General features: G+C 68.9%; 24 protein-coding genes. 13 read left to right on the top strand and 11 right to left on the bottom strand.

The window, feature by feature from the left end; translation table 11 throughout:
• Positions 1 to 8 precede the first annotated feature (8 nt).
• The 3 genes from sufD to ACLJRL_RS05790 are packed head-to-tail and all read right to left on the bottom strand — an operon-like array spanning position 9 to position 3,420.
• On the bottom strand, positions 9 to 1,175 hold the full coding sequence (gene sufD, locus ACLJRL_RS05800; protein ID WP_410654931.1) for a Fe-S cluster assembly protein SufD: 1,167 nt from the start codon (positions 1,173 to 1,175) through the stop codon (positions 9 to 11).
• Entirely contained in the window at positions 1,175 to 2,581 is a 1,407-nt protein-coding gene (sufB, locus tag ACLJRL_RS05795; RefSeq protein ID WP_410655177.1) for a Fe-S cluster assembly protein SufB, read from the bottom strand. Before sufB ends, sufD begins: the two co-directional genes overlap by 1 nt.
• A gap of 38 nt (positions 2,582 to 2,619) precedes the next feature.
• Positions 2,620 to 3,420: a helix-turn-helix transcriptional regulator gene (locus ACLJRL_RS05790; protein WP_410654930.1), complete on the bottom strand. Its 801-nt coding sequence runs from the start codon at positions 3,418 to 3,420 to the stop codon at positions 2,620 to 2,622.
• A gap of 231 nt (positions 3,421 to 3,651) precedes the next feature.
• On the opposite strand from ACLJRL_RS05790, the gene mptB reads away from it, so the two are divergent.
• The 5 genes from mptB (at position 3,652) to ACLJRL_RS05765 (ending at position 9,088) form a co-directional block, all read left to right on the top strand.
• Positions 3,652 to 5,238: a polyprenol phosphomannose-dependent alpha 1,6 mannosyltransferase MptB gene (gene mptB / locus ACLJRL_RS05785; RefSeq protein WP_410655176.1), complete on the top strand. Its 1,587-nt coding sequence runs from the start codon at positions 3,652 to 3,654 to the stop codon at positions 5,236 to 5,238.
• Between the two features lie 19 nt (positions 5,239 to 5,257).
• On the top strand, positions 5,258 to 6,184 hold the full coding sequence (locus tag ACLJRL_RS05780; protein WP_410654929.1) for an ABC transporter ATP-binding protein: 927 nt from the start codon (positions 5,258 to 5,260) through the stop codon (positions 6,182 to 6,184).
• The gene (locus ACLJRL_RS05775; protein WP_410654928.1) at positions 6,181 to 6,993 is read left to right on the top strand and encodes an ABC transporter permease; all 813 of its coding nucleotides are present in this window, start codon (positions 6,181 to 6,183) and stop codon (positions 6,991 to 6,993) included. The genes ACLJRL_RS05780 and ACLJRL_RS05775 overlap by 4 nt, the downstream gene beginning before the upstream one ends.
• Positions 6,994 to 7,057: 64 nt before the next feature.
• The gene (locus ACLJRL_RS05770; protein ID WP_410654927.1) at positions 7,058 to 8,026 is read left to right on the top strand and encodes a COX15/CtaA family protein; all 969 of its coding nucleotides are present in this window, start codon (positions 7,058 to 7,060) and stop codon (positions 8,024 to 8,026) included.
• Between the two features lie 114 nt (positions 8,027 to 8,140).
• Entirely contained in the window at positions 8,141 to 9,088 is a 948-nt protein-coding gene (locus ACLJRL_RS05765; RefSeq protein ID WP_410654926.1) for an acyl-CoA desaturase, read from the top strand.
• Positions 9,089 to 9,158: 70 nt separating this feature from the next.
• Here ACLJRL_RS05765 and ACLJRL_RS05760 read toward each other — a convergent pair whose 3' ends face one another.
• Positions 9,159 to 10,031 (bottom strand): RimK family alpha-L-glutamate ligase, encoded by an 873-nt coding sequence (locus ACLJRL_RS05760; protein ID WP_410654925.1) that lies wholly within the window; start codon positions 10,029 to 10,031, stop codon positions 9,159 to 9,161.
• Complete coding sequence (locus tag ACLJRL_RS05755) at positions 10,028 to 10,336, bottom strand: hypothetical protein (RefSeq protein WP_410654924.1); 309 nt, start codon at positions 10,334 to 10,336, stop codon at positions 10,028 to 10,030. Before ACLJRL_RS05755 ends, ACLJRL_RS05760 begins: the two co-directional genes overlap by 4 nt.
• 95 nt (positions 10,337 to 10,431) lie before the next feature.
• On the opposite strand from ACLJRL_RS05755, the gene ACLJRL_RS05750 reads away from it, so the two are divergent.
• Together ACLJRL_RS05750 and ACLJRL_RS05745 are read left to right on the top strand one after the other, a co-directional pair.
• Positions 10,432 to 11,403 carry a quinone oxidoreductase family protein gene (locus ACLJRL_RS05750; protein WP_410654923.1) on the top strand — a complete coding sequence of 324 codons (972 nt, stop codon included), beginning with the start codon at positions 10,432 to 10,434 and terminating at the stop codon, positions 11,401 to 11,403.
• Complete coding sequence (locus ACLJRL_RS05745; protein WP_410654922.1) at positions 11,400 to 11,939, top strand: GNAT family N-acetyltransferase; 540 nt, start codon at positions 11,400 to 11,402, stop codon at positions 11,937 to 11,939. The genes ACLJRL_RS05750 and ACLJRL_RS05745 overlap by 4 nt, the downstream gene beginning before the upstream one ends.
• An 80-nt stretch (positions 11,940 to 12,019) precedes the next feature.
• Here ACLJRL_RS05745 and ACLJRL_RS05740 read toward each other — a convergent pair whose 3' ends face one another.
• The 6 genes from ACLJRL_RS05740 to ACLJRL_RS05715 form a co-directional block, all read right to left on the bottom strand.
• Positions 12,020 to 12,547, bottom strand: coding sequence for a hypothetical protein (locus ACLJRL_RS05740; protein ID WP_410654921.1), 528 nt, complete (start codon positions 12,545 to 12,547; stop codon positions 12,020 to 12,022).
• Positions 12,525 to 12,812, bottom strand: coding sequence for a cold shock domain-containing protein (locus ACLJRL_RS05735; RefSeq protein WP_410654920.1), 288 nt, complete (start codon positions 12,810 to 12,812; stop codon positions 12,525 to 12,527). The genes ACLJRL_RS05740 and ACLJRL_RS05735 overlap by 23 nt, the downstream gene beginning before the upstream one ends.
• 116 nt (positions 12,813 to 12,928) lie before the next feature.
• Complete coding sequence (locus ACLJRL_RS05730) at positions 12,929 to 13,495, bottom strand: FKBP-type peptidyl-prolyl cis-trans isomerase (protein ID WP_410654919.1); 567 nt, start codon at positions 13,493 to 13,495, stop codon at positions 12,929 to 12,931.
• 10 nt (positions 13,496 to 13,505) lie between these two features.
• On the bottom strand, positions 13,506 to 15,761 hold the full coding sequence (locus ACLJRL_RS05725) for a HelD family protein (protein WP_410655175.1): 2,256 nt from the start codon (positions 15,759 to 15,761) through the stop codon (positions 13,506 to 13,508).
• A gap of 69 nt (positions 15,762 to 15,830) precedes the next feature.
• Positions 15,831 to 17,018: an MFS transporter gene (locus ACLJRL_RS05720; protein WP_410654918.1), complete on the bottom strand. Its 1,188-nt coding sequence runs from the start codon at positions 17,016 to 17,018 to the stop codon at positions 15,831 to 15,833.
• A gap of 69 nt (positions 17,019 to 17,087) precedes the next feature.
• On the bottom strand, positions 17,088 to 18,068 hold the full coding sequence (locus ACLJRL_RS05715; RefSeq protein ID WP_410654917.1) for a heme o synthase: 981 nt from the start codon (positions 18,066 to 18,068) through the stop codon (positions 17,088 to 17,090).
• Positions 18,069 to 18,367: 299 nt separating this feature from the next.
• Between ACLJRL_RS05715 and tkt the strand changes: the two genes are divergently transcribed.
• From tkt to pgl, 6 genes are read left to right on the top strand one after another with little or no spacing between them, the layout of a single operon-like run.
• On the top strand, positions 18,368 to 20,470 hold the full coding sequence (gene tkt / locus ACLJRL_RS05710; protein WP_410654916.1) for a transketolase: 2,103 nt from the start codon (positions 18,368 to 18,370) through the stop codon (positions 20,468 to 20,470).
• A 17-nt stretch (positions 20,471 to 20,487) separates the two neighbouring features.
• Positions 20,488 to 21,600 (top strand): transaldolase, encoded by a 1,113-nt coding sequence (gene tal / locus ACLJRL_RS05705; RefSeq protein WP_410654915.1) that lies wholly within the window; start codon positions 20,488 to 20,490, stop codon positions 21,598 to 21,600.
• Positions 21,601 to 21,608: 8 nt separating this feature from the next.
• Positions 21,609 to 23,228: a glucose-6-phosphate isomerase gene (locus tag ACLJRL_RS05700; RefSeq protein ID WP_410654914.1), complete on the top strand. Its 1,620-nt coding sequence runs from the start codon at positions 21,609 to 21,611 to the stop codon at positions 23,226 to 23,228.
• The gene (zwf, locus tag ACLJRL_RS05695; protein WP_410654913.1) at positions 23,225 to 24,754 is read left to right on the top strand and encodes a glucose-6-phosphate dehydrogenase; all 1,530 of its coding nucleotides are present in this window, start codon (positions 23,225 to 23,227) and stop codon (positions 24,752 to 24,754) included. The genes ACLJRL_RS05700 and zwf overlap by 4 nt, the downstream gene beginning before the upstream one ends.
• Positions 24,751 to 25,755 (top strand): glucose-6-phosphate dehydrogenase assembly protein OpcA, encoded by a 1,005-nt coding sequence (gene opcA / locus ACLJRL_RS05690; protein WP_410654912.1) that lies wholly within the window; start codon positions 24,751 to 24,753, stop codon positions 25,753 to 25,755. Before zwf ends, opcA begins: the two co-directional genes overlap by 4 nt.
• Complete coding sequence (gene pgl / locus ACLJRL_RS05685) at positions 25,752 to 26,531, top strand: 6-phosphogluconolactonase (RefSeq protein WP_410654911.1); 780 nt, start codon at positions 25,752 to 25,754, stop codon at positions 26,529 to 26,531. The genes opcA and pgl overlap by 4 nt, the downstream gene beginning before the upstream one ends.
• Positions 26,532 to 26,672 lie beyond the last annotated feature (141 nt).

Raw genomic sequence — 26,672 nt, 5'->3', positions numbered from 1 at the left:
CCGCTGAGTCAGACACCGACTGCTTCGAGCTCGGCTTCGATCGCGGCCTCGAGACGCTCGCGCACCTCGGGCACATCGATCTTGACCAGGATCTCGTGGAAGAACCCGCGCACGACCAGCCGACGCGCGGCGTCTTCGCCGATTCCGCGCGACTGGAGGTAGAACAACTGCTCGTCGTCGAACCTTCCCGTCGCGCTCGCGTGCCCGGCGCCTTCGATCTCGCCGGTCTCGATCTCCAGGTTCGGGATCGAGTCCGCCCGCGCGCCCGGCGTCAGCACCAGGTTGCGGTTGAGCTCGTAGGTGTCGGTCGCCTCGGCGGCCGCCCGGATCAGCACGTCGCCGACCCACACGGTGTGCGCGCCGTCGCCCTGCAGGGCGCCCTTGTACATCACGCGCGACTTGCAGTTCGGCACGGCGTGGTCGACGAAGAGCCGGTGCTCCTGGTGCTGTCCCGCGTCCGCGAAGTACAGCCCCAGCATCTCGACGTCGCCGCCGCGGTCGGCGAAGGTCGCCGTCGGCGAGACGCGGACCAGGTCACCGCCGAGCGTGATGACGATGTGCTTGAGCTTCGCGTCGCGACCGAGGTTGAGGTGCTGCTCGGACACGTGCACCGCGTCGTCGGCCCAGTCCTGGACGCTGACCACGGTGATGTTCGCCGAGTCGCCGATGACGAACTCGACGTTGTCCGCGTACGTCCCGGAACCGACGTGGTCCAGCACGATGGTGGCCTTCGAGAACGCTTCGGCACGCACCTGCAGGTGCCCGTAGGCGACCTTGCCCTCGCCCGGGCCGGAGATCCGCAGGACCGCGGGCTTCGCGGCGCTGATCTCCTTCGGCACGGTGACGATGGTGGCCTTGTCGAACGCGGAGTACGCCTGCGCGGCGATCCGGTCGCTGGGCACACCGGCGGCGCCGAGACGCGAGTCCTCACGGCCGACCGTCTCGATGACCAGCTCATCGGCGGCCTCGATAGCGACGGTGACTTCGCCGGACTTCGCCGCGGAGCCGTCGTGCAGGCCTCGCAGTCGCTTCATGGGGGTGAAACGCCAGTTCTCCTCACGACCGCGAGGCGCTTCGAAGGCCTCCACGTCGTACGAGGTGAACCGCTCCCCGCGGGAGGCCGCCGGAATGACGGCCCCCTCGCGCAGAGCTTCGGCAACGTTGTTGTCTGCCACTAGCCGACGGACCCTTCCATCTGAAGCTCGATCAGGCGGTTCAGCTCGAGCGCGTATTCCATCGGCAGCTCACGCGCGATCGGCTCGACGAACCCGCGCACGATCATCGCCATGGCCTCGGCCTCGTCGAGACCGCGCGACATGAGGTAGAACATCTGGTCTTCGCTGACCTTCGAGACCGTGGCCTCGTGGCCCATCGACACCTCGTCGTTGCGGATGTCCACGTACGGGTACGTGTCCGACCGCGAGATGGTGTCGACCAGCAGCGCGTCACAGACGACGCTGGACCGCGAGTGGTGCGCCCGCTTCGCGACCTTGATCAGGCCGCGGTAGGAGGTGCGGCCACCGCCGCGCGCCACCGACTTCGACACGATGGTCGAGGAGGTGTGCGGCGCCAGGTGCTCCATCTTCGCGCCGGCGTCCTGGTGCTGGCCCTCGCCCGCGAACGCGACCGAAAGGACCTCGCCCTTGGCATGCTCGCCCATGAGGAAGACCGACGGGTACTTCATCGTCACCTTGGAGCCGATGTTGCCGTCGATCCACTCCATGGTCGCGCCCTCTTCGCACTTGGCGCGCTTGGTGACCAGGTTGTAGACGTTGTTCGACCAGTTCTGGATCGTCGTGTAGCGGCAGCGAGCGCCCTTCTTCACGATGATCTCCACGACCGCCGAGTGCAGCGAGTCGGACTGGTAGATCGGCGCGGTGCAACCCTCGACGTAGTGCACGTAGGCGTCTTCGTCGACGATGATCAGGGTCCGCTCGAACTGGCCCATGTTCTCGGTGTTGATCCGGAAGTAGGCCTGCAGCGGGATGTCCACCTTGACGCCCTTGGGCACGTAGATGAACGAACCGCCCGACCACACCGAGGTGTTCAGCGCGGAGAACTTGTTGTCCCCGGCCGGGATCACGGAGCCGAAATACTCCTTGAAGAGTTCCGGGTGCTCCTTGAGCGCGGTGTCCGTGTCGAGGAACAGCACACCTTGGGCCTCGAGGTCCTCACGAATCGAGTGGTACACGACCTCGGACTCGTACTGGGCCGCGACACCGGCGACGAGGCGCTGCTTCTCCGCCTCGGGGATGCCGAGCCTGTCGTAGGTGTTCTTGATGTCCTCGGGCAGGTCTTCCCAGCTCGTCGCCTGCTTCTCGCTGGACCGCACGAAGTACTTGATGTTCTCGAAGTCGATCCCGGAGAGGTCCGCACCCCAGTTGGGCATCGGCTTCAAGCGGAAAAGCTTGAGCGCCTTCAGTCGTGCTTCGCGCATCCACTCCGGCTCGGACTTCTTCGAGGAGATGTCGGTGACGACGTCCTCGTTCAGCCCGCGGCGGGCCGTTGAGCCCGCCTCGTCGGAGTCCGACCAACCGAACGCGTACTTGCCAAGGGACTCGATGGTCTCTTCCTGGCTCATGGGCGCGGTGGTGGGAGTGCGCTGCTCGGCAGCGGCAGTCATGCGGGTTTCCCTCCATTCGGGATCCGTGCTGTGCGCCCTGGGGAGGGCGCCGTGCTTCCCGGCCGGGGTGTGGCCGGGTGACCCGTCGAAGCGACGGGTACGTGTGTGGTGCACGCGTTGTCACCGCGTGCGATGGTCGCCAGCCGCTGTACGTGAGTACCCAGAAGATGCGCGAATGCCTCGGTTTCGGCTTCGCACAGTTGGGGGAACTCGGCGGCGACGTGGGCGACCGGGCAATGGTGCTGGCAGAGCTGTTCGCCGGCACCGACCTGACGGGTCGACGCAGCGTAGCCCTCCCTGGTCAGGGCGGTGGCGAGGGCCTCGGCGCGGGCAGCGGGGTCGGTGTGCCCGAGGATCGCGTCCCGGTGCGGGCCGACCAACGAGGCGACGCGAGCCTCGGCGAAGGCCTTCACAGCGTCTTCGCCGGCGTGTTCGGCGAGGAACCGGATGGCTGACGACGCGAGGTCGTCGTAGGCGTGCCCGAACCGGGCGCGGCCCGCTTCGGTGAGCAGGAAGTTCTTGGCGGGACGGCCTCGTCCGCGCGGTCCGCGGCGGGGCACGTCGCGGGTCTCGGCCTCGCCGTCGGCCAGCAGCGCGTCGAGATGCCTGCGGACGGCCGCGGCGCTGATCCCCAGCTGCTCGGCGACCACGACGGCGGTCATCGGACCCTGTTCCAGCAGCAAGCGGGCCACTTCATGCCTGGTCCGCCCCTCGGGGCCGACCTGCGCGGGGACAGCCTGAACCGCGGCGGCGTGCATGTCGCCACCGGCCTGGTTCGCCGTCCCCGTCTTTTTCACAACACAAGTGTGACGTATTTCCGGGGAGACGGCAAAGAGGGGTGCCTCACGGAGTGGCGAGGGTCACTTTCGCCGGACATCGTCACGGAGAGCCGCCGGTCATGACCTCGGTAACCACGTACCCGTTCAGTCTGTTCCCGCGATCGCTACCCTTCGTGCGTGGCAGTGGGCGAACACCCCGCACGGCGGGACACGGACGGGGCGGAAGCGGAAGATCCGGCGGCAGGATCGGTGGCGACGCTGTCCCCGGTGCGCCCGCAGGAGCCCGAGCCACTCGACGCCAAGGAAGAACGCGGCCTGAACGTGGTCCGCCGGTTCGGTGCGGTCGGCTCCCTCTTCCTCGCGCTCGGCTCGCTCGGCGCCGGCGCCGCGCCGGTGATCAACCCGGTGCAGAACATCCCGGTCCTGCGGCTGTTCACCCGCATCCCCACGGTTTCGCTCTCGATGGGCCTGGCCGGGATGACGATCATCGTGCTGAGCTGGCTGATGCTCGGCCGGTTCGCCCAGCCCGCCCGCCGCCGCCTCGCCACCCAGGGCCAGCTCGCCCGCACCATCGCGCTCTGGTGCGCGCCGCTGCTGTTCATCCCGCCGCTGTTCTCCCGCGACGTCTACAGCTATCTCGCGCAGAGCGAGATCGTCGCCCGCGGGATGGACCCGTACTCCCTCGGACCGGCCGAAGCGCTCGGCGTCTCCGACCCGCTGACGTCCGGCGTCTCCAACATGTGGCGCGAGACCCCGGCCCCGTACGGTCCGCTGCTGCTGCGCCTCGGGGGCTGGCTCGCCCCGCTGAGCAGCGGCAACATCGTCACCGGCGTCCTGCTGCAGCGCGGCCTCGCGTTGATCGGCGTCATCCTGATCATCTGGGCGCTGCCCCGGCTGGCCCGGCGGTTCGGCGTGCAGCCCGCCACCGCGCTGTGGCTCGGCGCGGCGAACCCGCTGCTGATCTTCCATTTCGTCGCGGGCGCCCACAACGACGCGCTGGCGATCGGCCTCATGGTGGCCGGGCTGGAGATCGGCATCCGGCGGTTGCCGGTCCGGATCAAGGGCGACAGTCCCCCGCCACTGGCGAAGGGCGAATTGCTCTTCATCGGGCTCGGCGTGGCGATCATCACCCTCGGGGTCGGGGTGAAGCTGAACGCGATCCTGGCCCTCCCCTTCTTCACGGTGATGGTGGCCAGACGCTGGCACGGCAGGCTCAAGGACCTGCTCACCGCGGCGGTGCCGATGGCGCTGCTGTTCGGCGTGGTGCTGGTGGCGGTCTGCTACGGCACCGGGCTCGGTTTCGGCTGGGTCGGCGCGCTCGGGACACCGGGACTGGTCCGGTCGTGGATCTCGCCGACGTCGGAACTCGCCGCGCTCGGCGGTGTCCTCGGCATCGTGCTCGGCCTCGGCAACCACACCAACGCGATGGTGCCGATCCTCGGCACGCTCGGCTATCTCGTCGCGGGCGCGGTGACGGTCAAGTTCCTCTGGGACAGCTTCAAATGGCGCTACCGGCCGATGATCGGCCTCGGCGTCTCGCTGGGCGCGGTGATGGTCCTGCACGTCGCGCTGCAGCCCTGGTACCTGTTGTGGGCGATCATCCCGCTGGCCGCGTCGGCGGGGACTTCGCGGTTCCGGGTCGCCGCGACGATCATCACCGCCGTCCTGCCGTTCCTGCTTCCCACGACGGGCAGCACCTTCGACGGCCGGGGGTACGTCCTGCCGTTCGCGTGGGCCGCCGCCATCGTGGTCACGCTCCTGGGGCTGTTCATCGTCCACCGCATCTCGCCGCTGCTGCTGTCCAGACCGTCCCCGGAACAGTCGGTCCCGGCATGAGGCCGTATCGTGACCTGTCGTGAACGCCCCCGCCGTCGAGATCACCGGGCTGGTGAAACGCTACGGATCCACCACCGCGGTCGATGGACTCGATCTGCGGATGGACCGCGGCACACTGCTCGCTCTGCTCGGCCCGAACGGGGCCGGCAAGACCACCACCGTCGAGATCTGCGAAGGCTTCCTGCGGCCTGACGCGGGAGACGTCCGTGTGCTGGGCCTGGACCCCAAGCGTGACGGATCCGCGCTGCGGCCCCGGATCGGCGTGATGCCGCAAGGCGGCGGCGCGTACCCCGGCGTCCGGGCGGACGAGATGCTCGGCCTGGTCGCCGCGTGCGCCGCGAACCCGCTCGATCCCGCTTGGCTGCTGGACATCCTCGGCCTCGCCGGGGCGCGGAAGACGCCGTTCAAACGGCTCTCCGGCGGGCAGCAGCAACGTCTTTCCCTCGCCTGCGCGCTCGTCGGGCGGCCGGAACTGCTCTTCCTCGACGAGCCGACCGCGGGGATGGACCCGCAGGCCCGCCGTCTGGTCTGGGACCTGCTCGGCGCCCTGCGCGCCGACGGTGTCAGCGTGCTGCTCACCACGCATCTGATGGAGGAGGCCGAGACGCTGGCCGACACCGTGGTGATCGTGGACCACGGCAAGGTCGTCGTCGAAGGCTCGCCGCACTCGCTGACCGTCGACGCCGGTGAGGCTGCGCAACTCCGCTTCAAGGCCCGCACGCGGCTCGACACCGTCCTGCTGACAGCGGCCCTGCCCGAGGGGCACCTCGTGCGCGAGTCGGCGCCGGGGACGTACCTCGTCGAGGGCCCGATCGACCCGCAGGTGGTGTCGACGGTGACGGCCTGGTGCGCCCAGCAGGGCGTCATGCCCGAGGAACTGCAGGTCGGCAAGCGCACGCTGGAAGAGGTCTTCCTCGATCTGACCGGACGGGAACTGCGCGCATGACGACCCTGCCCACGCCGCCGCCCGCCCCTCGGTTCACCGCGGGCACGTTCACCCCTGCCCCCGGCCGCGGTTCGCTCGGCAAGATGCTGCGCACGCACGCGAAGATCGAGGCGAGCCTGACCCTGCGCCACGGCGAGCAGATCCTGCTGACCCTGCTCATCCCGCTGGCGCTGCTGATCGGCCTGTCGCTGCTGGACATCCTCCCGTCGGCGCAGCTCGGCTCCGCGTCCAAAGTGGACTGGATCACGCCGAGGATCCTGGCGCTCGCGGTGATGTCGTCTGCCTTCACCGGACAGGCCATCGCACTCGGCTTCGACCGCCGTTACGGCGTCCTCAAACGACTTTCCGCAACCGCGCTGCCCCGCTGGCTCCTCGTCGCCGGGCGGGTCGCCGCCGCCCTCGTCGTGGTCGCGCTGCAGGCCGTCATCCTCGGTGTGGTGGCCGCGCTGCTGGGCTGGTCGCCGTCACTGGGCGGACTCCTCGGCGCCGTCCCGTTCCTGATCATCGGCACGTTCGCGTTCGGCGCGCTCGGGCTGCTGCTCGGCGGGGCGTTGCGCGCGGAGGCCGTGCTGGCGCTGGCGAACATCGTCTGGTTCGTGCTGCTGCTCGCCGGCGGCATCCTGCTCGCGCCGTCGACGATGCCGCCGGGCCTCGCGACGTTCGTCGAACTGCTGCCCTCGGGCGCGCTCGCCGAAGGACTCCGGTCGGTGCTGCTGGACGGGTCGTTCGGCTGGGGCCCGTTCGCGGTGCTCGCCGGCTGGGGCGTCGCCGCCGGGGCGCTGGCGACCAGGACCACTCGCCTCACCTGAGGCGGCCGACACAGCGAGTACGGCCGGTGGAACGCTCTCAGGTGAAGCGTTCTAGCATCGGGCGGTGCCGTTCCAGAGCCTTGTAGCGCGTCTGCCGTATCCCTCGTTCGCTGTTCAGCGAGCGGTCGCGATCGCGGCGGTGATCGCACAGGCCGGAATCGGCGTCACCGGTTCGGTCGTCCGCGTCACCGGCTCCGGCCTCGGCTGCCCCACCTGGCCACAGTGCGTCGAAGGCAGCATCGTGCCGGTGGCCCACCCCGAATTCGACGCGCTCACCCAGTGGATCGAATTCAGCAACCGGATGCTCACCGGCGTCGTCATCGCCGTCGCCGCGCTGTGCGTGATCACCGCGTGGCGCGTGCAGATCGAGCACCCGAACCGCCGCCGTCTGGTGAAACTGGCCTGGACGATGCCCGCGGGGGTGATGCTGCAGGCCGTGGTCGGCGGGATCACCGTGCTCGCCAAGCTCGAATGGTGGACCGTCGCGCTGCACTTCCTGGCCTCCACTCCCCTGGTCTGGCTCGCGGTCCTGCTGCTGCGCGCGTTCAAGGAAGGCGACGAACCCGGCCGGTGGCTGATCCCGGACGCGGGCCGCAAGACGCTGATCGTCCTCGCCGCCTCGATGTGGGCCGTCCTCGTGGCGGGCACCACGGTCACCGGCGCGGGCCCGCACGGCGGTGACCCCGGCACCCACCGGCTCCAGGCGCCGATCGAGACGCTCACCCAGGTCCACGGCGGCCTGCTGGTCGTCTACCTGATCGTGCTGGCCGTCTTCGGCCTCCAGTTGATGCGCGGCAGCGCGCCGAAGCAGTTGTGGCAGCGCTACACGATCGTGTGGGTCGTCGCGCTCGCGCAGGGCGTCCTCGGATCGGTCCAGTACGCCCTCGGAGTCCCGGAGGCGTTGGTCTCCTTCCACGTCCTCGGCTCCGCACTGGTCATCATTGCGACCGCCGCACTGTGGTGCGGATCACGCGATCGCGGTCCCGCTCCGATTGCCGATGCCCCTGACCGGGAACTCGCCGCTTCGAACTGACCCATCGGCAAACCGGACGTAACCCCCGGGCGGCGTGTTCGCCAGACGGTGCCCTTACGCTGCGTTCGGTGGCCCACATGGGGGCCACCACCGAGTCGAGGCACGAGGTGTCGTATGACCGCCAGCACGGAGCCGGACGCACCGGCAGGCCAGTCCAAACCACTGATCTCCCACCGACGCGGCGGGGGTGAGATGCTGATCCTGAAGACCTTCCTGCTGGTCCCCTTCGTCGCGCTGCTCGCCGCCGTGCCGATCGTGTGGGGCTGGGGCATGACCTGGGTCGATCTCGCGCTGGCCGCGGTGTTCTACACCGTCGGGACGCTCGGCGTGACCGTCGGATACCACCGCTACTTCACCCACGGCGCCTTCAAGGCCGGGCGGCCGCTGCGGATCGCGCTCGCCATCGCCGGGAGCTTCGCGGTGCAGGGCTCGGTCATCTTCTGGGTGGCCAGCCACCGTCGTCACCACGCCTTCGCCGACCGCGAAGGCGACCCGCACTCCCCCTGGCTGTTCGGGACGTCGCCGTCGGCGCTGCTGCGCGGGTTCTGGCACGCGCATATGGGCTGGATGTTCAGCCGTGAAGTGACGAACTACGAGCGGTTCGCCCCGGACCTGGTGGCCGACAAGGACCTCCGCGTGGTCAACCGCTACTTCTGGCTGTGGATCACGCTCAGCCTGCTCCTGCCCGCCGTGCTGGGCGGGCTGATCAGCTGGTCGTGGTGGGGTGTGGTGACCGGGTTCTTCTGGGCCGGGCTGGTCCGGATCGCGTTCCTGCACCACGTCACCTGGTCGGTGAACTCGATCTGCCACATGGTCGGCGAGCGCCCGTTCGTCAGCCGGGACAAGGCGGCGAACTTCTGGCCGCTGGCGATCCTGTCCATGGGCGAGTCGTGGCACAACTCCCACCACGCCGACCCGACCTGCGCGCGCCACGGCGTGCTGCGCGGCCAGCTCGACGTGTCGGCGCGGGTGATCTGGCTGTTCGAGAAGTTCGGCTGGGCGCGGGACGTGCGGTGGCCGAAGCCCGAGCGTTTGGCCGCGAAGCTCGTCAAACCCGCCTGACACCCTCGCGTTTCGTCCTCTACTTGCGGTCCTTGCGCGTGCAACTACCGCAAGTAGAGGACGAATTGCGTCAGGCGAGTTGCTGGCGCACGGCCGAAGCGAAGCGCCAGGCGGCGGTCACGTCGGTCTGACGGAAGCCGAGCGACGGCTCCACCAGTTCCAGTTCCAGCAGTAGCGGCCTGCCGTCCGGCCCGGCGACGAGGTCGACGCGGGCGTAGAGCAGTTCCGCGCGCAGGATGCCGAGCAGCGCCGCGGTCGCGTCGAGCGCGTCTTCCGCCAGCGCCCGGAAGGCGGCGGCCGGCTGCAAAGGCGCGAGCTTTTCCGTGACGTACAAACCGGATTCGTCGAGTTCCCGGCCCAGCATCGCGGCCTTCGAGAACGCGTGCGAGTACACGCCGCCGAAGTACACCAGCGCGCTCTCGCCCTGTTCGTCCACACTGGACTGATACGGCTGGAGCAACGCGGTGTGCCCCTCGGCGTGCAGCCCGGCGAGATGGGCGGCCGCGGCGTCGGCGTCGCCCGCCTTGAACCGCCCGGCGCCACGGGACCCGGCACCGATCGCGGGCTTCAGCACGAAGTCGGACTTGGGCCAGCGAGGGGCTTTCTCGTCCGGCGCGATCAGGGTCGTCGGCACCACCGCGACCCCGGAGTCGCCGAGTTCGGCCAGGTAGGACTTGTCGGTGTTCCACCGCGCGACCTCGGCCGAGTTGGCCAGCGCCGGCACGGATTCGGCCCAGGACAGGAACTCGTCGCGGCGCTCGGCGTAATCCCAGGCGGCGCGCACCACGACGATGTCCGCGGCGCCGAAGTCGACGGTCGTGTCGTCCCAAGCGGCCCAACGGGTCTTGAAGCCGAGGTCGGCCAGCGCCTCGGGAACGGCGTGTTCGTCGCCGTCGCCTTCCGGCAGATCGGAGCAGGCGACGAGGATCGCGGAACCGCTCACTTGCCCGCCATCCGGCGGCGGTGCTCGGCACCGATCTTGGTGGCGTTGACGGTTTCGCTGTCCCACTCGGCGGGTTCGAGGTCCTCGACGGCCTCGACCAGCGCCTCGCCCGCCTCGGTGGAGGCGACGACCACGTCGCCCAGCGCGCCGTCGGCGCCCACCAGGACGACCCGGGCACCGATCCGGCCGATGTTCTCCACCACCGCGCGCGACGGCTTCCCGTGCCGCTTCACGAAGTCACGGGCGGCCGCGACCTGGCGCGACGTGGGAGCGGAGGTCTCGGTCTTCTCTTCGGTCTCAGCCACGGGCCGAGCTTAACCTCAGGACGCTCGGCACGCGGAATAACCGTGGCGTCGGCCATAGTTGTCCGAGTCGGAAAGACCATGAACGAGGAGGACGTATGCCCACGGCAGTACAGATCCGGCGAACCGGCGGACCCGAAGTCCTCGAACTGGCCGAAGTCGAGGTCGGCGAACCCGGTCCGGAAGAACTGCTCGTGGACATCGCCGCGGCGGGCGTCAACTACATCGACACCTATCACCGCGCGGGCACCTACCCGGTCGACAAGCCGTTCATCCTCGGTATGGAGGGCGCGGGCACGGTGGCCGCGGTCGGCTCCGGAGTGACCGGTTTCGCCGTCGGTGACCGCGTCGCGTGGCAGGGCTTGCTCGGCAGCTACGCCCAGCAGCGGCTGCTCCCCGCCCGGATCGCGGTGAAGATCCCGGACGGCGTTTCGACGGAGACCGCCGCCGCGACCATGCTCCAGGGCGTCACCGCGCACGCGCTGATCGCTTCGACCTACGAGGTCAAGGCCGGGGACGACGTCCTCATCCACGCGGCCGCCGGTGGGATGGGCCTGCTGCTCGTCCAGCTGGCCAAGGCGCGCGGCGCCCGGGTGATCGGCACCGTGTCCACCGACGAGAAGGCCAAGCTCGCGACGGAGGCGGGCGCTGACGACGTCATCCGCTACGACCAGGTCGACTTCGCGAAGGCCGTCCGTGACCTCACCGGCGGCACGGGCGTCTCGGTGGTCTACGACGGCGTCGGCAAGTCCACTGTGGACGGGAGCCTGGCGAGCCTGAAGATCCGCGGCCTGCTCGCCCTCTACGGCGCGGCCAGCGGCCCGGTACCGCCGATCGACCCGCAGTTGCTCAACCGCAGCGGCTCGGTGTACCTCACCCGTCCGACCTCCGCGCACTACGTGCTCACCCGCGAGGAACTGGAATGGCGGGTGAGCGAAGTGTTCGCCGCCGTCCAGGACGGCTCGCTGAAGATCAGTATCGGCGGCCGCTACCCGCTGGCCGAAGCTCGTCAGGCGCACGAAGACCTCGAGGGACGACGCACCACCGGCAAGCTCCTGCTGATCCCATGACGACGCCATGGCCGGAGAAGGTCTGGCTCACCGGTGAGGATCTGGTCCTGCGCGACTGGATCGAAGACGACATCGCGCTGATGCCCGGCCTGTTCGACAACGCCGCCGTCGCGCGGTTCACGCCCCTGCCGTCGCCGTTCCACGCCGCGGAGGCACAAGCGCACTACGACAAAGGCGTCGTGCGCCGCGCGCAAGGCGTGGGGCTGCGGCTCGCCATCACCGACGACGGCGGCGAACCGCTCGGCGAAGCGGTGCTGTTCGTACCGGAGGAAGGGGCCGGCCCGGCCGAACTCGGCTACGCGGTCGGCCCGGCCCATCGCGGCCGCGATCTCGCGGCCCGGTCTCTCCGGGTGCTCACCGCGTACGCGCTGGAACTCGGCCTCGGACCGCTTCGGCTGCAGATCGACGCCCAGAACGCGGCCAGCGAGGCCGTCGCGCGCCGCGCCGGCTACGTCCCGGCCGACCTGCCGCCGACGACGAAGGTCGAGAAGGGACTGGAGATCACCCTGCTGACCTGGGAGCACGCCGGAAGCTGACAGGACTCCCCTCATGCGATGCAGCGAAGGGCCCTTCACCGCGTGAGATGCGGTGAAGGGCCCTTCAACTCTGCGGAAGCTCACCTACCAGCAGGTGTCACATCCAGCGTGGTCGAGAAGCCGTTTGCGATCGTCCGAGCAGCGACATTGCCGCAAGGCCCACAGAACATCGAATAATGGAACACGAACTTGAGATTCGCCTTCCCGTTCCCCTTCACGCTGAATGTACAGCTTCCATAGAGATCATACTTCGTATTATTAGAGCGATTACCTTGAACGGTCGAATGCCAGAAGTAGTCGACCGGAATATTTGAGTGCGCATCATGATAAGAAAGTTGCATATGTCCCGCAGTGCAGTTCATCGAACTGGTCGCGATCGCCTGGACCGCGGGCGCGACACGGAAGGACCAAGTCATCGGCACCGCCTGACCTGGAATCGTCTTCGCCTGCCCCGTGAACCTACCGTGAGTATCAGTGGCATCGAACTTCGTGTTGGCTTGCGTAAAAGTAAAGGAATGCTCCGCCTGAGCAGGTCCGATGGTCAAGCCAACGAGGGCCAGCACACCGGCGAAAATGACGCCAACTCTACCGATTTGAGCTCTTTTCATCCCGATTTCCCCCTATCGATCGCACCCATAAAGCACGCAGATGAAACTCATCTTGCTCGGCATGTTCGACCGTGATCTCGACCTCGTCGCCGACGAAGAGCTGAAGAAAACCGTCGGCGAGAATGCCACGACTGTCCTCGGACACCGTGGAGTAGTGCACCCAGATCGGATCCGCGAAACTCGGAGACTCTACTACACCCCAGCCATCGTCAACATGCCACAGGCGAACGAAACCACGATAGGTCCGCCCGTCCGAATGTCCCATTCCGGAATCTCACCCCCTTACCAGCCAAACTAAAGACCGAGGCGGGGCGAGGTCAATATCTCGACACCGAGGACACCCGAACGAGCGGAATTGTCAACGTTGGGAAGACGTGATTTCTACGCTCCCGGCACGGAAACCGCATCTGTGACGAAAGCGAGTGTTTCGTTCGGCTTGATCCCCCGCTGCCCTTCACCGTAAGCGAGGTCCGGCGGAATGATCAGCAACCGCCGCCCGCCCTGCTTGACGCCAAGAAGCCCCTGATCCCAGCCCGGAATAACCATGCCGGCGCCAAGAGTCAGGTCGAGCGTTTCGCCACGATCAAATGAACTGTCAAGCTTTCGTTTGTCCGACCATGTCACAACGGTGTAGTTCATCTTCAGGTTCGCGCCGGCCTTGGCGCCCTCGCCGGTGCCGGGCTCGAGGTCCTTGGTGATGAGCTTCTTCGGCGGGTCGCAGGTGTCCGGGATGGTGATGGTCGGCGCCTCGCCGAACTTCCCGGTGGTCTTGACGTCGTCCGCCGTGCACTCCTTGCCCTTCGGGGCGGCCGGAGCCTGCGACGAAGCCGACGCGGGGGCCGCACCGGACGACGGCTGGGCCGAGCCTGCGGTGTTCTGCTTCTCGCCACAGGCCGCCAGGGCGAGCACGCCCGCGCCGATGACCACGATCTTGCCGAATTTGCGCATGCGGCCGACCTTAGCCAAGACCCTTGAGCGCCGGAACAGCCTCACCGGTCTGTACCACGCCGAGCCGGCGGGTCGCCCTGGTCAGGGCCACATAAAGATCGTTGAGCCCGCGCGGGGATTCGGCGACGACCTCGTCGGGGGCCACCAGTACCACCGAATCGAACTCCAGGCCCTTGGCCCGCTCCACCGGCAGCACCGACACTCGGTCCCCCGCCTCGCCGAGCGTCTCCGAGACCTCGTCGACCAGTGAAGCCGGGCACAGCACGGCGACCGTCCCACCGTCCACAGCGGACAGTTCGGCGTCGATGAGAGCGGGCAGTCCGGCGGTGAGACCGTCCGGTGCCACCGAACGCAGCCACGGCTCGAAACCCGTCTCCCGCACCGAAACCGGCGCTTCCAGTTCCGGATTGACCTCGGCGAGTACCCGGGACGCGACGGCCATGATCTCCGCCGGCGTCCGGTAGTTCACGGTCAGTTCTTCGAGCTTCCAGCGGTCCGCGACGTACGGCGACAGCACCTCGCCCCACGACCGCGCGCCACCGGCCGAGCCGGTCTGGGCGACGTCGCCGACCAGCGTCATCGACCGGTTCGGCGAGCGGCGCATCAGCAGCCGCCAGTCCATCGCGGTCAGTTCCTGCGCCTCGTCGACGATCACGTGCCCGAAGGTCCAGGTCCGGTCCTGCGCGGCCCGCTGCGCCGCGGTCATCTCGCTGCGGCGATGCTGGCGTTCGGCGAAGAGTTCGGCGTCGAGGACGTCGCTCACCCGCAGGAGTTCCTCGTCGATGATCTCCTCGTCCTGTTCGAGGATGTCGAGGACGCCTTCCGCGTAGGCGCGGTCTTCACGCTCGCGGCGGACGCGTTCGGCACGAGCGTCGGTGTCGTCCTCGCCCAGCAGTTCGGCCAGTTCGTCGAGCAGCGGGACGTCGGCGGGGGTCCACTTCGCGTCGGTCGGGCTGTAGAGATGCTCACGATCGGTGTCGGACAACGCTTTTCCGCCCGCGCTGCGCAACCGTTCGCGGTCGGCGAACAGCTCGTCGAGCACGATCTCCGGGGTGAGCTTGGGCCACAGCGAGTCGAGCGCCGCGGCCACGTTCTTGTCGGCCGCGACCTCGGCCCGGATGTCCTGGACGTCGCGCGCGTCGAGCAGGTCCTCCCCCAGTTTGCGGGCGGCCTGCCTGGTCAGCGCGTCGAGGAGGTCGGAGATGAAGATGCGCCGGGCGACGTTGTGCGGACGCCGCGAGCGCCGGGCCCTTGTCCGGGCTTCGGTACAGGTCTTGCGGTCCAGCATCAGGATCTCGCGCTCGAACTCGATCTCCAGCACCGGTTCCGGCACCTGCTGCCGGTCGCGGACGGCGGCGGCGAGCACGTCGGCCATCTTCGGGCGGCCCTTGACCTCGGCGGCCTCGCGGGTTCCCTCCCCGGTGGCGTCGAGGCCCGGGTACAGCTGCCCGATGGTGGCCAGCAGCACCCCAGTCTCGCCCAGCGACGGCAGCACCTGCCCGATATAGCGCAGGAACGTGCTGTTCGGCCCGACCACCAGCACGCCACGCGTGGTGAGCTGCTGGCGGTGGGTGTAGAGCAGGTACGCGGCGCGGTGCAGCGCCACCGCGGTCTTGCCGGTGCCCGGCCCGCCCTGGACCACGAGGACGCCGTTCGGCGTGGCGCGGATGATGCGGTCCTGCTCGGCCTGGATCGTGGCGACGATGTCGCTCATCTCACCGGTGCGGCGGCGTTCGAGCGCGGCGAGCAGCGCGGCCTCACCGGCCAGCCCGAGGTCCTGGCCCTGATCGGCGGCGGAGAGATCGAGGATCTCGTCGTCGACGCCGACGACCTTCCGGCTCAGCGACCGGAGGTGGCGACGGCGGCGGACGCCTTCGGGCGAGGCGGCGGTGGCGAGGTAGAAGGGCCGCGCGACCGGCGCGCGCCAGTCGACGAGCAGCGGACGGTACTCGTCGTCCTCGTCGAACAGCCCGAGCCGCCCGATGTAGGTCGTCTCCTCGGCGTGCCCGGGGACGAAGTCGAGCCTGCCGAAGCACAGGCCCTGCTCGACGGAGCTCAGCTGGGCCAGCCTGTCGGTGTACAGCGTCGTGGCGACGTCGCGTTCGGTGCGCGCCTGCGGGGTGCCGCCGGTCTGGCGCAGGGTCTCGTCGAGCCTGCGCTGCGCGTCGACGCGTTCGGCGTCGAGCTTGCGGTAGAGGGTGGTGACGTACTCCTGCTCGAGCGCGACGTCCTGCTCGAGCGCGTCGAGTTCCCGGTCCGGGGACACGGACAAAAGCAGCCTGCTTTCGGAGGTGGGACAGGGGCCGAACGGATTACAACGGCGCCCGCCATCATCTCATTCCCTCGCGCGCACCCGGACCAGGAGGAAGGCCAGCAGCGAAAGACCGGTGGCGGCGCTCGCCCAGACGATGTTCTCGTGCAGCAGGACGGCGAACGTGGCCGCGACGCCGGCGATGGACTGCGCGACGAAACCGCACAGCGCGACGGCGTAGGCGCCGTGTCCGGGCACCTCGCTCACCGCGACGGCCATGCTGCTCGGGAAGAGCGCGGCCTGGCCGAAGGTGATGCCGCAGTACAGCGCGATGAACGTCACGAGCGAGGCCGTGAGCGGGATCCCCGGCAGCAACCACAAGGCGACCGTCAGCGCGCCCGCGCCGGTCATGACCAGCGCGCCCGCCCGCATCAGCCACGACGAGCCCTTGCCGCCGGCCAGCCGGTTCACCAGCAGCGCGCCGCCGAAGTAGGCCAGCCCGATCAGGAGCCCGACGTTGCCGTACTCGGTCACGCTGAGCCCGAAGTGCCGCTGAAAGACGAACGGCGCGACCTCCTGCAGGAGCACGATCGTCGCGAAGCCGAGCCCCGCGGCGACGGTCGGCAGCAGGAACGCCCGCGTGGTGAGGATCCGGAAGTAGATCCGGACCATGCCGGTCGTCTCTTCCCGGCCGCGGCCGGGATCCAGCGAAAGGGTCAGCGTGCCGATGACGCAGATCACCCCGACCACCGTCAGCACGGCGAACCCGATCTGCCAGTCGCCGATCAGGCCACCGAGGAACTGCCCGCCGCCGAGCGCGGTGACGAACGCGATGGACAGCACCGAAAGCCGTTTCGCGAGCGCGTCACCGCCGCCAAGGTCCCGCGCGGCGATACGGGCGATAATGGCCGCGCCCCCGGCGCCGATCCCTTGCAGGGAACGGAGGATCAGCAGCCAGGCGGGCGAGGTGTTCACGATCAGGACCGCACTGGCGGCGACGAACAGCCCCAGCGCGGCCAGCATCGCGCCGCGTCGGCCGTAGCGGTCGGCGGCCCGGCCCCACAGGACCACCGGCGCCGCCGCGCCGATGACGAACAGAGAGACCGACAACGCCGCGAAGCTGCGCGACACCCCGAAGTCGTGCTCGATCACGGGGAGGGAGGGAAGGTAGATCGTGGTCGCCATCTGGGCCATGAAGACGACCACGCAGGCGATCGCCATGGTCCGGCGTTCACCCTTGATCGTGGCCGGGCGCTCCGTTGTCCTCGTCACCTTGCCGGACCGTACCGACGGGTAACCCGGCGCGGCAACGCGCACCACCCCTTGGGAAAGCGCGACAGGCTAGAAAGGCAGGCCGATCACCGGCATGCCGATGGCCGAGTCCACGGCCAGGGCGACGAACACGATCATCAGGTACGTGTTCGACCGGTGGAACAGCGACATCGGCTTGGTCTCCTCGCCGCGCCGCACCGCCGCGTTCAGGCTGTGCGCGTAGAAGAGGAACCAGCCGCCCGCGAGCAACGCGAACGTGGTGTAGATCCAGCTCGTCACCGGGACCAGCAGCAACGTCCAGGCGACCATCACCCACGAGTAGATGACGATCTGCCGCGCCACGTGCTGCGGGCTGGCGACCACCGGCAACATCGGCACGCCGGCGCGCTCGTAGTCGTCGCGGTACTTCATGCCCAGCGCCCAGGTGTGCGGCGGGGTCCAGAAGAAGATGACGCCGAACATCACGAACGCGGGCCACTCGACGGTGCCGGTGACGGCGGCCCAGCCGATGACGACCGGCATGCAGCCGGCCGCCCCGCCCCAGACCACGTTCTGTGACGTACGCCGCTTCAACACCAGCGTGTACACGAAGATGTAGAACAGGATCGTCGCGATCGCGAGAATCGCCGAGAGCAGGTTCACCGTGAAATAGAGCACGACGACCGACAGGACACCGAGCACGAGACCGAAGATCAGCGCGCCTCGCCGGGATACCGAATCCTTCACCAGCGGGCGGCGCTTGGTGCGGTTCATCACCTTGTCGATGTCCGCGTCGATGACGCAGTTCAAGGCGTTGGCGCTACCGGCGGCCATGGTGCCGCCCACGAGCGTCGCGAGCACGAGCCAGGGCGACGGGATTTCCCTGCCTGCCAGGAACATCGCGGGAATCGTGGTGACGAGGAGAAGCTCGATCACCCTGGGCTTCGCGAGGGCGGCGTAAGCGCCGACGACCTGGCGGATTGTTCGCCGGCCACCGTGCGGTCGTTCACCGGTCGGATGTACGGCGCTGGTGTTGTCACTGCGTCCGTGCGCAGCGTTCACCAACGACATTTCACTCCCTGCGTCAGTTTTCGGGGCGGGCCCATCAGGCTTCCGGGTGATGTGGCGGGCCCCGGATCCCTTCGATCTGAACCCTTCCCCGATGTTAGACGTGCTGTTTCCAGAGGGTGATCGCGGGTCCTCGACCGGCCGAACCATTAGGCTGGCCGCGGTAGGTCGCAGCGTGCCTCTGCGAACGGCCCGGAGCAGGAATATCGTCCCTTCCGGATCGATTGAGATTAGTAGCGGTACGCGTGGGTTACCCACGAGGGAAGAGAAGCCACAACCTGATGACGGGGAGTCCGAGTTCAGTGTCCGAAACCGCCTCTACCAGCGAGAAGAACCCACTCCTCCGGCGCAACGTGCCCGCCGACTGGACCGATCTCGACACGCGGGCCGTCGACACCGTTCGGGTGCTCGCCGCGGACGCGGTCGAGAACTGCGGCAGCGGTCACCCCGGCACCGCGATGAGCCTCGCGCCGCTCGCTTACACGCTGTTCCAGCGGACGCTGCGCCACGACCCGGCGGACCCCGAGTGGCCCGCCCGTGACCGCTTCATCCTCTCCGCGGGACACTCGAGCCTGACCCTCTACATCCAGCTGTACCTGGCCGGGTTCGGCCTGGAGCTGGACGACCTGAAGCAGCTCCGCAAGTGGGACTCGAAGACCCCGGGTCACCCGGAGTACCGCCACACCAAGGGTGTCGAGACCACCACCGGCCCGCTGGGCCAGGGCCTGGCCAACGGCGTCGGCATGGCGATGGCGGCCCGCCGCGAGCGCGGCCTGCTGGACCCGGAGCCCGCCGTCGGCGAGAGCATCTTCGACCACCACATCTACGTGATCGCCTCCGATGGTGACATCGAAGAGGGCGTCACCGCCGAGGCCTCGTCGATCGCCGGGCGCCAGGAACTGGGCAACCTGATCGTCTTCTGGGACGACAACGAGATCTCGATCGAGGACGACACCAAGATCGCGCTGTCCGAGGACGTCGTGAAGCGCTACGAGGCCTACGGGTGGCACACCCAGGTCGTCGAGGGTGGCGAGGACGTCGTCGCGATCGAGGAGGCCATCAAGGCCGCCAAGGCCGAGACCGAGCGCCCCTCCTTCATCGCGCTGAAGACCGTCATCGGCTTCCCCGCGCCGAAGAAGATGGGCACCGGCAAGGCCCATGGTGCCGCGCTGGGCGCCGAAGAGGTCGCCGCGGTCAAGGAGATCCTCGGCTTCGACAAGGAGCAGAACTTCCAGGTCGACGACGAGGTCATCGCCCACACCCGCCACGCCGTCGACCGCGGCAAGACCGCGCGCGCCGAGTGGCAGGAGCGGTTCGAGGCGTGGGGCACCGCCAACCCGGAGCGCAAGAAGATCGCGGACCGGATGGCGACCCGCACGCTGCCCGACGGCTTCGCGGACAACCTGCCGTCGTGGGAGCCGGACGCCAAGGGCATCGCGACCCGCAAGGCCTCCGGTGAGGTGCTCAACGCGCTCGCCGACCCGCTTCCCGAGCTGTGGGGCGGTTCCGCGGACCTCGCGGAGAGCAACAACACCACCATGAAGGGGGCCGACTCGTTCGGCCCGGAGAAGGCTTCCACCGACATGTGGAAGACCAGCCCGTACGGCCGGACGCTGCACTTCGGCATCCGCGAGCACGCGATGGGCTCGATCCTCAACGGCATCGCGCTGCACGGCGGCACCCGTCCCTACGGCGCGACCTTCCTCATCTTCTCCGACTACATGCGCCCGCCCGTGCGGCTGGCCGCGCTGATGAAGGCGCCGGTCACCTACGTGTGGACGCACGACTCGATCGGCCTGGGCGAAGACGGCCCGACGCACCAGCCGATCGAGCAGCTCTCCTCCCTGCGCGCGATCCCCGGCCTCAACGTCGTCCGCCCGGCGGACGCCAACGAGACCGCGTACGCGTGGAAGGCCGTCCTGGAGGACGTCCACCACCCGTCGGGTCTCGCGCTGACCCGCCAGAACGTGCCGGTCCTGGAGGGCACCAACGCCGAGGGCGTCAAGCGAGGCGGTTACGTGCTCGCCGAGGCGTCCGACGGCGATCCCCAGGTCGTGCTGATCGCGACCGGCTCCGAGGTCCAGCTGGCCGTCGAGGCCCGCAAGACCCTCGAAGCCGACGGCATCACGGCGAGCGTCGTCTCGATGCCGTGTGTCGAGTGGTTCGACGCGCAGGACCAGTCCTACAAGGACTCGGTGCTCCCGCCGTCGGTCAAGGCACGCGTCTCGGTCGAAGCCGGTATCGCCCTGTCGTGGCACCGCTTCACCGGAGACGCCGGGGAGAACGTTTCGATCGAGCACTTCGGTGCGTCGGCCGACGCCGGCACGCTGTTCCGCGAGTTCGGTTTCACCGCGGAGGCAGTCGTCGAGGCCGCCCGTCGCTCGATCTCCAACACCAAGAACTGAAGGGATTGACACAGCACATGAGCAACGACAAGCTCGCGCAGCTGTCCGAGGCCGGTGTTTCGATCTGGCTCGACGACCTGTCCCGTGAGCGCCTGAACACCGGCAACCTCGCCGGGCTCGTCCGCGACAAGCACGTCGTGGGTGTGACGACCAACCCGACGATCTTCGCCAACGCGATGTCGAAGGGCGAGGCGTACGACGAGCAGACCAAGGAACTCGCCGCGCGCGGGGCCGACGTCGAAGCCACCATCCGCGAGCTGACCACCACCGACGTGCGCAACGCCGCGGACCTGTTCCGCGACGTCTACACCGCCACGAAGGGGGTCGACGGGCGCGTGTCGATCGAGGTGGACCCGCGGCTGGCCAAGGACACCGACAAGACGGTGGCCGAGGCGCAGGACCTGTGGAAGACCGTGGACCGGCCGAACGTGCTGATCAAGATCCCGGCCACCGAAGAGGGCCTCCCGGCCATCACCGCGACCCTGGCCGAGGGCATCAGCGTGAACGTGACGCTGATCTTCTCGGTCGAGCGCTACAAGGCGGTCATCGAGGCCTACTTCGCCGGCCTGGAGCAGGCCAAGGCCAACGGCCACGACCTCAAGGGCATCCACTCGGTCGCGTCCTTCTTCGTGTCCCGTGTGGACACCGAGATCGACAAGCGGCTCGACGCCCTCGGCACCGCGGCGGCCACCGCGCTGCGCGGTGAGGCCGCCATCGCCAACGCGCGGCTCGCCTACGCGGCGTTCGAGGAGCTTTTCGCTTCGGACCGCTGGAAGCCGCTCGCCGAGGCCGGCGCGAACGCGCAGCGTCCGCTGTGGGCCTCCACCGGCGTGAAGGACCCGCAGTACTCCGACACCCGCTACGTGGACCAGCTCGTCGTCAAGGACACGGTCAACACGATGCCGGAGAAGACCCTCGACTCGGCCGCGGACCACGCCGACGTCACCGGCGACACGGTGACCGGCAAGGGCCCCGACGCGCAGATCGTCTTCGACAAGCTGCGTGTGGTCGGCATCGACATCGACGACGTCTTCAAGGTCCTCGAGGACGAAGGCGTCGAGAAGTTCGAGAAGTCCTGGGTGGAACTTCTCGAGACCGTCACCGGGCAGCTCGAAAAGGCAAAGGACTGATCTGGACCATGGCAGGGGAAACGACCGGCGTCGAAATTGTCGACGCCGCCCTGGCCGGCGAAGCCGCTCCGTTCGCGGAGCGGCTTGTCGCCGATCAGGTCGCATCGAAATTGGCGTCCCAGGACGCCACACTGTGGGGTCCCGAAGCCGAGTCCGAAGCGTCGATCCGTCTCTCGTGGACGGCGCTGCACAAGTCCTCGCGGCCGTTGATCGGCGAGATCGAGGCACTGCGGACCGAACTGCGCTCGGAGGGCGTCGATCGCGTCGTCCTCGCGGGCATGGGCGGTTCGTCGCTGGCACCCGAGGTGATCACGGGGACGGACGGCGTCGCGCTGACCGTCCTCGACACCACCGACCCGGGCCAGGTCGCCGACGCTCTCGCCGGTGACCTGGAGCGCACGGTCCTCGTGGTTTCGTCGAAGTCCGGCGGAACCGTCGAGACCGACAGCCACCGGCGGATCTTCGCGAAGGCCTTCACCGACGCGGGCATCGACGCGGCACGGCGGATCGTGGTCGTCACCGACCCCGGCTCCCCCTTCGCGGAACTGTCCGAAAAGGAGGGTTACCGCAAGGTCTTCCTCGCCGACCCGAACGTCGGCGGCCGGTACTCGGCGCTGACCGCGTTCGGGCTCGTCCCGTCCGGCCTCGCCGGCGCGGACGTCGCCCGTCTGCTCGACCAGGCCGCTTCGGTCGCCGAAACGCTCGCCGCCGACTCGGCGGACAACCCCGCGATCAAACTCGCGGCGGCGTGGACCGCGGCACACGAGGGCGGCGCCGAAAAGGTCGTCATCGCCGATACGGGTTCCGGCATCAAGGGCTTCGCCGACTGGGCGGAGCAGCTGATCGCCGAATCCACCGGCAAGCAGGGCACCGGGCTCCTCCCGGTCGCGGTCGACGGTCCGGACGCTCCCGGGTTCGCCGACGCGAAGGCCGATGCCACCCCGGTGGCGGTCGGCCCGGCTCAGGGCACCGCGAAGATCTCGGTGACCGGCCCGCTCGGCGCACAGTTCCTGTTGTGGGAGTTCGCCACCGCGTTCGCCGGACGGCTGCTCGGGATCAACCCGTTCGACCAGCCCGACGTCGAGGCCGCCAAGAAGGCCGCGCGGTCGCTGCTCGACAACCCGGACGCGCTCAAGGGCGGCGAAGAGCCGTCCACTGTGGACGGCTCAGTCCAGGTATTCGGCTCGGAAGGCGTTGCCACGGACGGAAAGCTCGCGGATATTCTGCGGGCTTTCTTCGATTCCGCCCCGGAAACCGGCTACCTCGCCGTGCAGGCCTACCTCGACCGTCTCGACGACGCGTCGACGTCGATCCTGCGTGGCGAGGTCGCCAAACGCACCGGACGGCAGACCACCTTCGGGTGGGGGCCGCGCTTCCTGCACTCCACCGGGCAGTATCACAAGGGCGGGCACCAGAACGGTGTCTTCCTGCAGATCACCGGCGCCGTCGAGAGCGATCTCGACGTGCCGGACCGGCCTTACACACTAGGAGTGCTGCAGCACGCGCAGGCACTCGGTGACGGCCAGGTGCTCGCGGACAACGGGCGCCCGGTGTTGCGCCTGCACCTCACCGACCGGGCCGCCGGCCTGGCCGAGCTGGTCCGCGCTGTACAGGAGGTGGGCGAGTGACCCGAGCCTGGAAGAACCCGCTGCGCGATCCGCGCGACAAGCGGTTGCCGCGGATCGCCGGGCCGTCCAGCCTGGTGATCTTCGGCGTGACCGGCGACCTCGCCCGCAAGAAGCTGATGCCGGCGATCTACGACCTCGCCCACCGCGGACTGCTGCCCGCCGGGTTCTCGCTGGTCGGTTTCGCCCGCCGGGACTGGGAGCACCAGGACTTCGGCGAGCTCGTGCACGACTCGGTCAAGGAGCACGCGCGGACGCCGTTCAAGGAGTCGGTGTGGAACCGGCTCGCCGAAGGCATCCGTTTCGTCCAGGGCACCTTCGACGATGACGACGCCTTCGACAGGCTCGCGCAGACGGTCAAGGACCTCGACGCCGAACGGGGAACCGGTGGCAACACCGCGTTCTACCTGTCGATCCCGCCGAGCGCGTTCCCGGTGGTGACCAAGCAGCTCGCCCGCTCCGGCCTCGCCGACGCGAGTGACGAGACCTGGCGCCGCGTCGTCATCGAGAAGCCGTTCGGCCGCGATCTCTCCAGCGCCAAGGAACTCAACGAGATCGTGAACGACGTCTTCCCCGAGGAGTCGGTGTTCCGCATCGACCACTACCTCGGCAAGGAGACGGTGCAGAACCTGCTGGCGCTGCGCTTCGCGAACCAGCTGTTCGAGCCGATCTGGAACGCCAACTACGTGGACCACGTGCAGATCACCATGGCCGAGGACATCGGTCTCGGCGGCCGCGCGGGGTACTACGACGGCATCGGCGCCGCTCGCGACGTCATCCAGAACCACCTCCTGCAGCTCCTGGCGCTGACCGCGATGGAGGAGCCGGTCTCGTTCGCGCCGCGCGCGCTGCGGGCGGAGAAGGTCAAGGTGCTTTCGGCGACGAAACCGCTGGGACCGCTGGAAGAGACCACCGCGCGCGGCCAGTACGCGGGCGGCTGGCAAGGCGGCTCGAAGGTGCCGAGCCTGCTGCAGGAAGACGGTTTCGCGAAGGACTCGACCACCGAGACCTACGCCGCCGTGACGCTGGAGGTGCAGAACCGCCGCTGGGCGGGGGTGCCCTTCTACCTGCGGACCGGCAAGCGCCTGGGCCGCCGGGTCACCGAGATCGCCGTGGTGTTCAAGCGGGCACCGCACCTGCCGTTCGATTCGACGTCGACCGAGGAGCTGGGCCAGAACGCGCTGGTGATCCGGGTGCAGCCCGACGAGGGCATCACCCTGAGGTTCGGTTCGAAGGTGCCGGGGACCACGATGGAGGTCCGCGACGTCACCATGGACTTCGGCTACGGGCACGCCTTCACCGAGTCCTCGCCGGAAGCCTACGAGCGGCTCATCCTGGACGTGCTGCTCGGCGAACCGTCACTGTTCCCGGTGAACGAAGAGGTCGAGCTGTCCTGGGAGATCCTGGACCCGATCATCGACCACTGGGCCAGGAAGGGCTCGCCCGAGCAGTATCCGCCGGGGTCCTGGGGACCGCAGTCGGCGGACGAGATGCTGGAGCGTACCGGCCGGAACTGGAGGCGTCCGTGATCATCGACCTGCCGTCGACCACGACGTCGCAGCTGAACAAGAAACTCGTCGAAATCCGCGAACAGGGCGGGCAGGTGGCGCTCGGACGAGTGCTGACGCTCGTCATAGTGGCCGACGACGACGACAAGCTCGAAGAGGCGATCGAAGCCGCCAACGAGGCCAGCCGGGAGCACCCGTCGCGGGTGATCGTGGTGGCCAAGGGCGCGCGGACCGCGGCCCCGCGGATCGACGGCCAGATCCGGGTCGGCGGCGACGCCGGCGCGAGCGAGGTCATCGTGCTGCGGCTCTACGGAGCTTTGGCCGCACAAGGGCAGAGCGCCGTCGTGCCGCTGCTGCTGCCGGACGCGCCGATCGTCACCTGGTGGCCCGGCACGGGCCCGAAGGCACCCGCCAAGGACCCGCTCGGTGAACTGGCCCAGCGCCGGATCACCGACTCCGCGGCGGAAAAGGCACCGGTGCGGGCGCTCACCACGCGGGCGAAGTCCTATGTGGAGGGCGACACCGACCTGGCGTGGACCCGGCTGACCCACTGGCGCGCCCAGCTGGTGTCCGCTCTGGACCTTCCGCCCTACGAGAAGGTCACCTCGGCGACCGTGACCGGCGAGGCCGACTCGCCGTCGACCGAGCTGCTCGCGGGCTGGCTGGCCGAGTACCTGAAGGTGCCGGTCAAACGGGTCAAGACCACCGGCGCCGCGGGCATCATCTCGGTGACGCTGGACCGGCGTTCCGGACCGGTGGAACTGCACCGGCCGGACGGGCGGGTCGGCGCGCTGACCCAGCCGGGCCAGCCGACGCGGCGGATCGCCCTGCAGCGGCGGGACAACAAGGACTGCCTGATCGAGGAGCTGCGGCGGCTCGACCCGGACGAGGTCTACGAGGCCTCGCTGAACGGGCTCTCCAAGATCTCGTCGGGCACCGCCCCCAAGGCGGCTCCGGCGAAGAAGGTGGCTTCGGCGGCCAAGAAGCCCGCGCCCGCGAAGACCGGGAAGAGCGCCTCATGAGCAAGACCGAGGTCGTCGTCTACGCGAATCCGGACCTCCTGGCCGCCGCCGCGGCGGCCAGGCTGGTCACCCGGCTCGTGGACGTCCAGGCGGCCAAGGGCTCGGCGTCGGTGGTGCTCACCGGCGGCGGGACCGGGATCGCGATCCTGAAGGAACTGCGCGAATCCAGTGCCCGGGACGCCATCGACTGGTCGCGTTTGGACATCTACTGGGGCGACGAGCGGTTCGTCCCGGCGGATTCCGACGAGCGGAACGAGAAGCAGGCCCGTGAGGCCCTGCTCGACCACGTTCCGCTCGACCCGAAGCGGGTGCACGCCATGGCACCTTCGGACGGCGAATTCGGTGACGACGTCGACGCGGCCGCGGCGGCCTACGCCGACGTGCTCGCCGCGAACACGCGTCCCGAAGACCACGGCGACGTGCCCGCGTTCGACGTCATGCTGCTGGGCCTCGGCGGAGAGGGGCACACCGCCTCGATCTTCCCCGAGACCCCGGCGGTGTACGAGCAGGAGCGTTCGGTCGTGGCGGTGCGCGACTGCCCGAAGCCGCCGCCGACCCGGGTGTCGCTGACCCTGCCCGCGATCCGTCGCGCGCAGGACATCTGGCTGGTGACGGGCGGCGACGCCAAGGCGGACGCCGTCGCGCTGGCGCTGGCCGGTGCCGGCGAGGTCCAGATCCCGGTGGCGGGAGCGCGCGGCAGCCGTCGCACGCTGTGGCTGCTGGACCGCGGTGCCGCTTCGAAGCTGACGAAGGTCTACCAGCCGCCCACGGCTTGACCTTGTAAGTACGTGAAGGCCCCCTTCCTTGCGTCTAGCGCGAGGAAGGGGGCCTTGATGTACTTAAGGGGCCGGGGGCTCGACCGACCGAACGTTCATGCACTTGTCCGCAGAGCGGACAGTGGACGGACGCACCCTAGC

Source organism: Amycolatopsis sp. lyj-112, assembly GCF_046549055.1.
Classification (GTDB): domain Bacteria; phylum Actinomycetota; class Actinomycetes; order Mycobacteriales; family Pseudonocardiaceae; genus Amycolatopsis.
The sequence above is the reverse complement of the archived record's forward strand: the minus strand, read 5'-3'. Positions and strand labels throughout refer to the sequence as shown.

Bases quoted from the DNA above. Each gene is read 5' to 3' on its own strand.
- pgl (WP_410654911.1), top strand. From the start codon at position 25,752: ATGAGCAAGACCGAGGTCGTCGTCTACGCGAATCCGGACCTCCTGGCC.
- sufB (WP_410655177.1), bottom strand. From the start codon at position 2,581: ATGAGCCAGGAAGAGACCATCGAGTCCCTTGGCAAGTACGCGTTCGGT.
- ACLJRL_RS05715 (WP_410654917.1), bottom strand. From the start codon at position 18,068: ATGTCGTTGGTGAACGCTGCGCACGGACGCAGTGACAACACCAGCGCC.
- ACLJRL_RS05730 (WP_410654919.1), bottom strand. From the start codon at position 13,495: ATGCGCAAATTCGGCAAGATCGTGGTCATCGGCGCGGGCGTGCTCGCC.
- tal (WP_410654915.1), top strand. From the start codon at position 20,488: ATGAGCAACGACAAGCTCGCGCAGCTGTCCGAGGCCGGTGTTTCGATC.
- ACLJRL_RS05750 (WP_410654923.1), top strand. From the start codon at position 10,432: ATGCCCACGGCAGTACAGATCCGGCGAACCGGCGGACCCGAAGTCCTC.
- ACLJRL_RS05765 (WP_410654926.1), top strand. From the start codon at position 8,141: ATGACCGCCAGCACGGAGCCGGACGCACCGGCAGGCCAGTCCAAACCA.
- ACLJRL_RS05745 (WP_410654922.1), top strand. From the start codon at position 11,400: ATGACGACGCCATGGCCGGAGAAGGTCTGGCTCACCGGTGAGGATCTG.
- ACLJRL_RS05775 (WP_410654928.1), top strand. From the start codon at position 6,181: ATGACGACCCTGCCCACGCCGCCGCCCGCCCCTCGGTTCACCGCGGGC.
- ACLJRL_RS05735 (WP_410654920.1), bottom strand. From the start codon at position 12,812: ATGGGACATTCGGACGGGCGGACCTATCGTGGTTTCGTTCGCCTGTGG.
- ACLJRL_RS05740 (WP_410654921.1), bottom strand. From the start codon at position 12,547: ATGAAAAGAGCTCAAATCGGTAGAGTTGGCGTCATTTTCGCCGGTGTG.
- ACLJRL_RS05700 (WP_410654914.1), top strand. From the start codon at position 21,609: ATGGCAGGGGAAACGACCGGCGTCGAAATTGTCGACGCCGCCCTGGCC.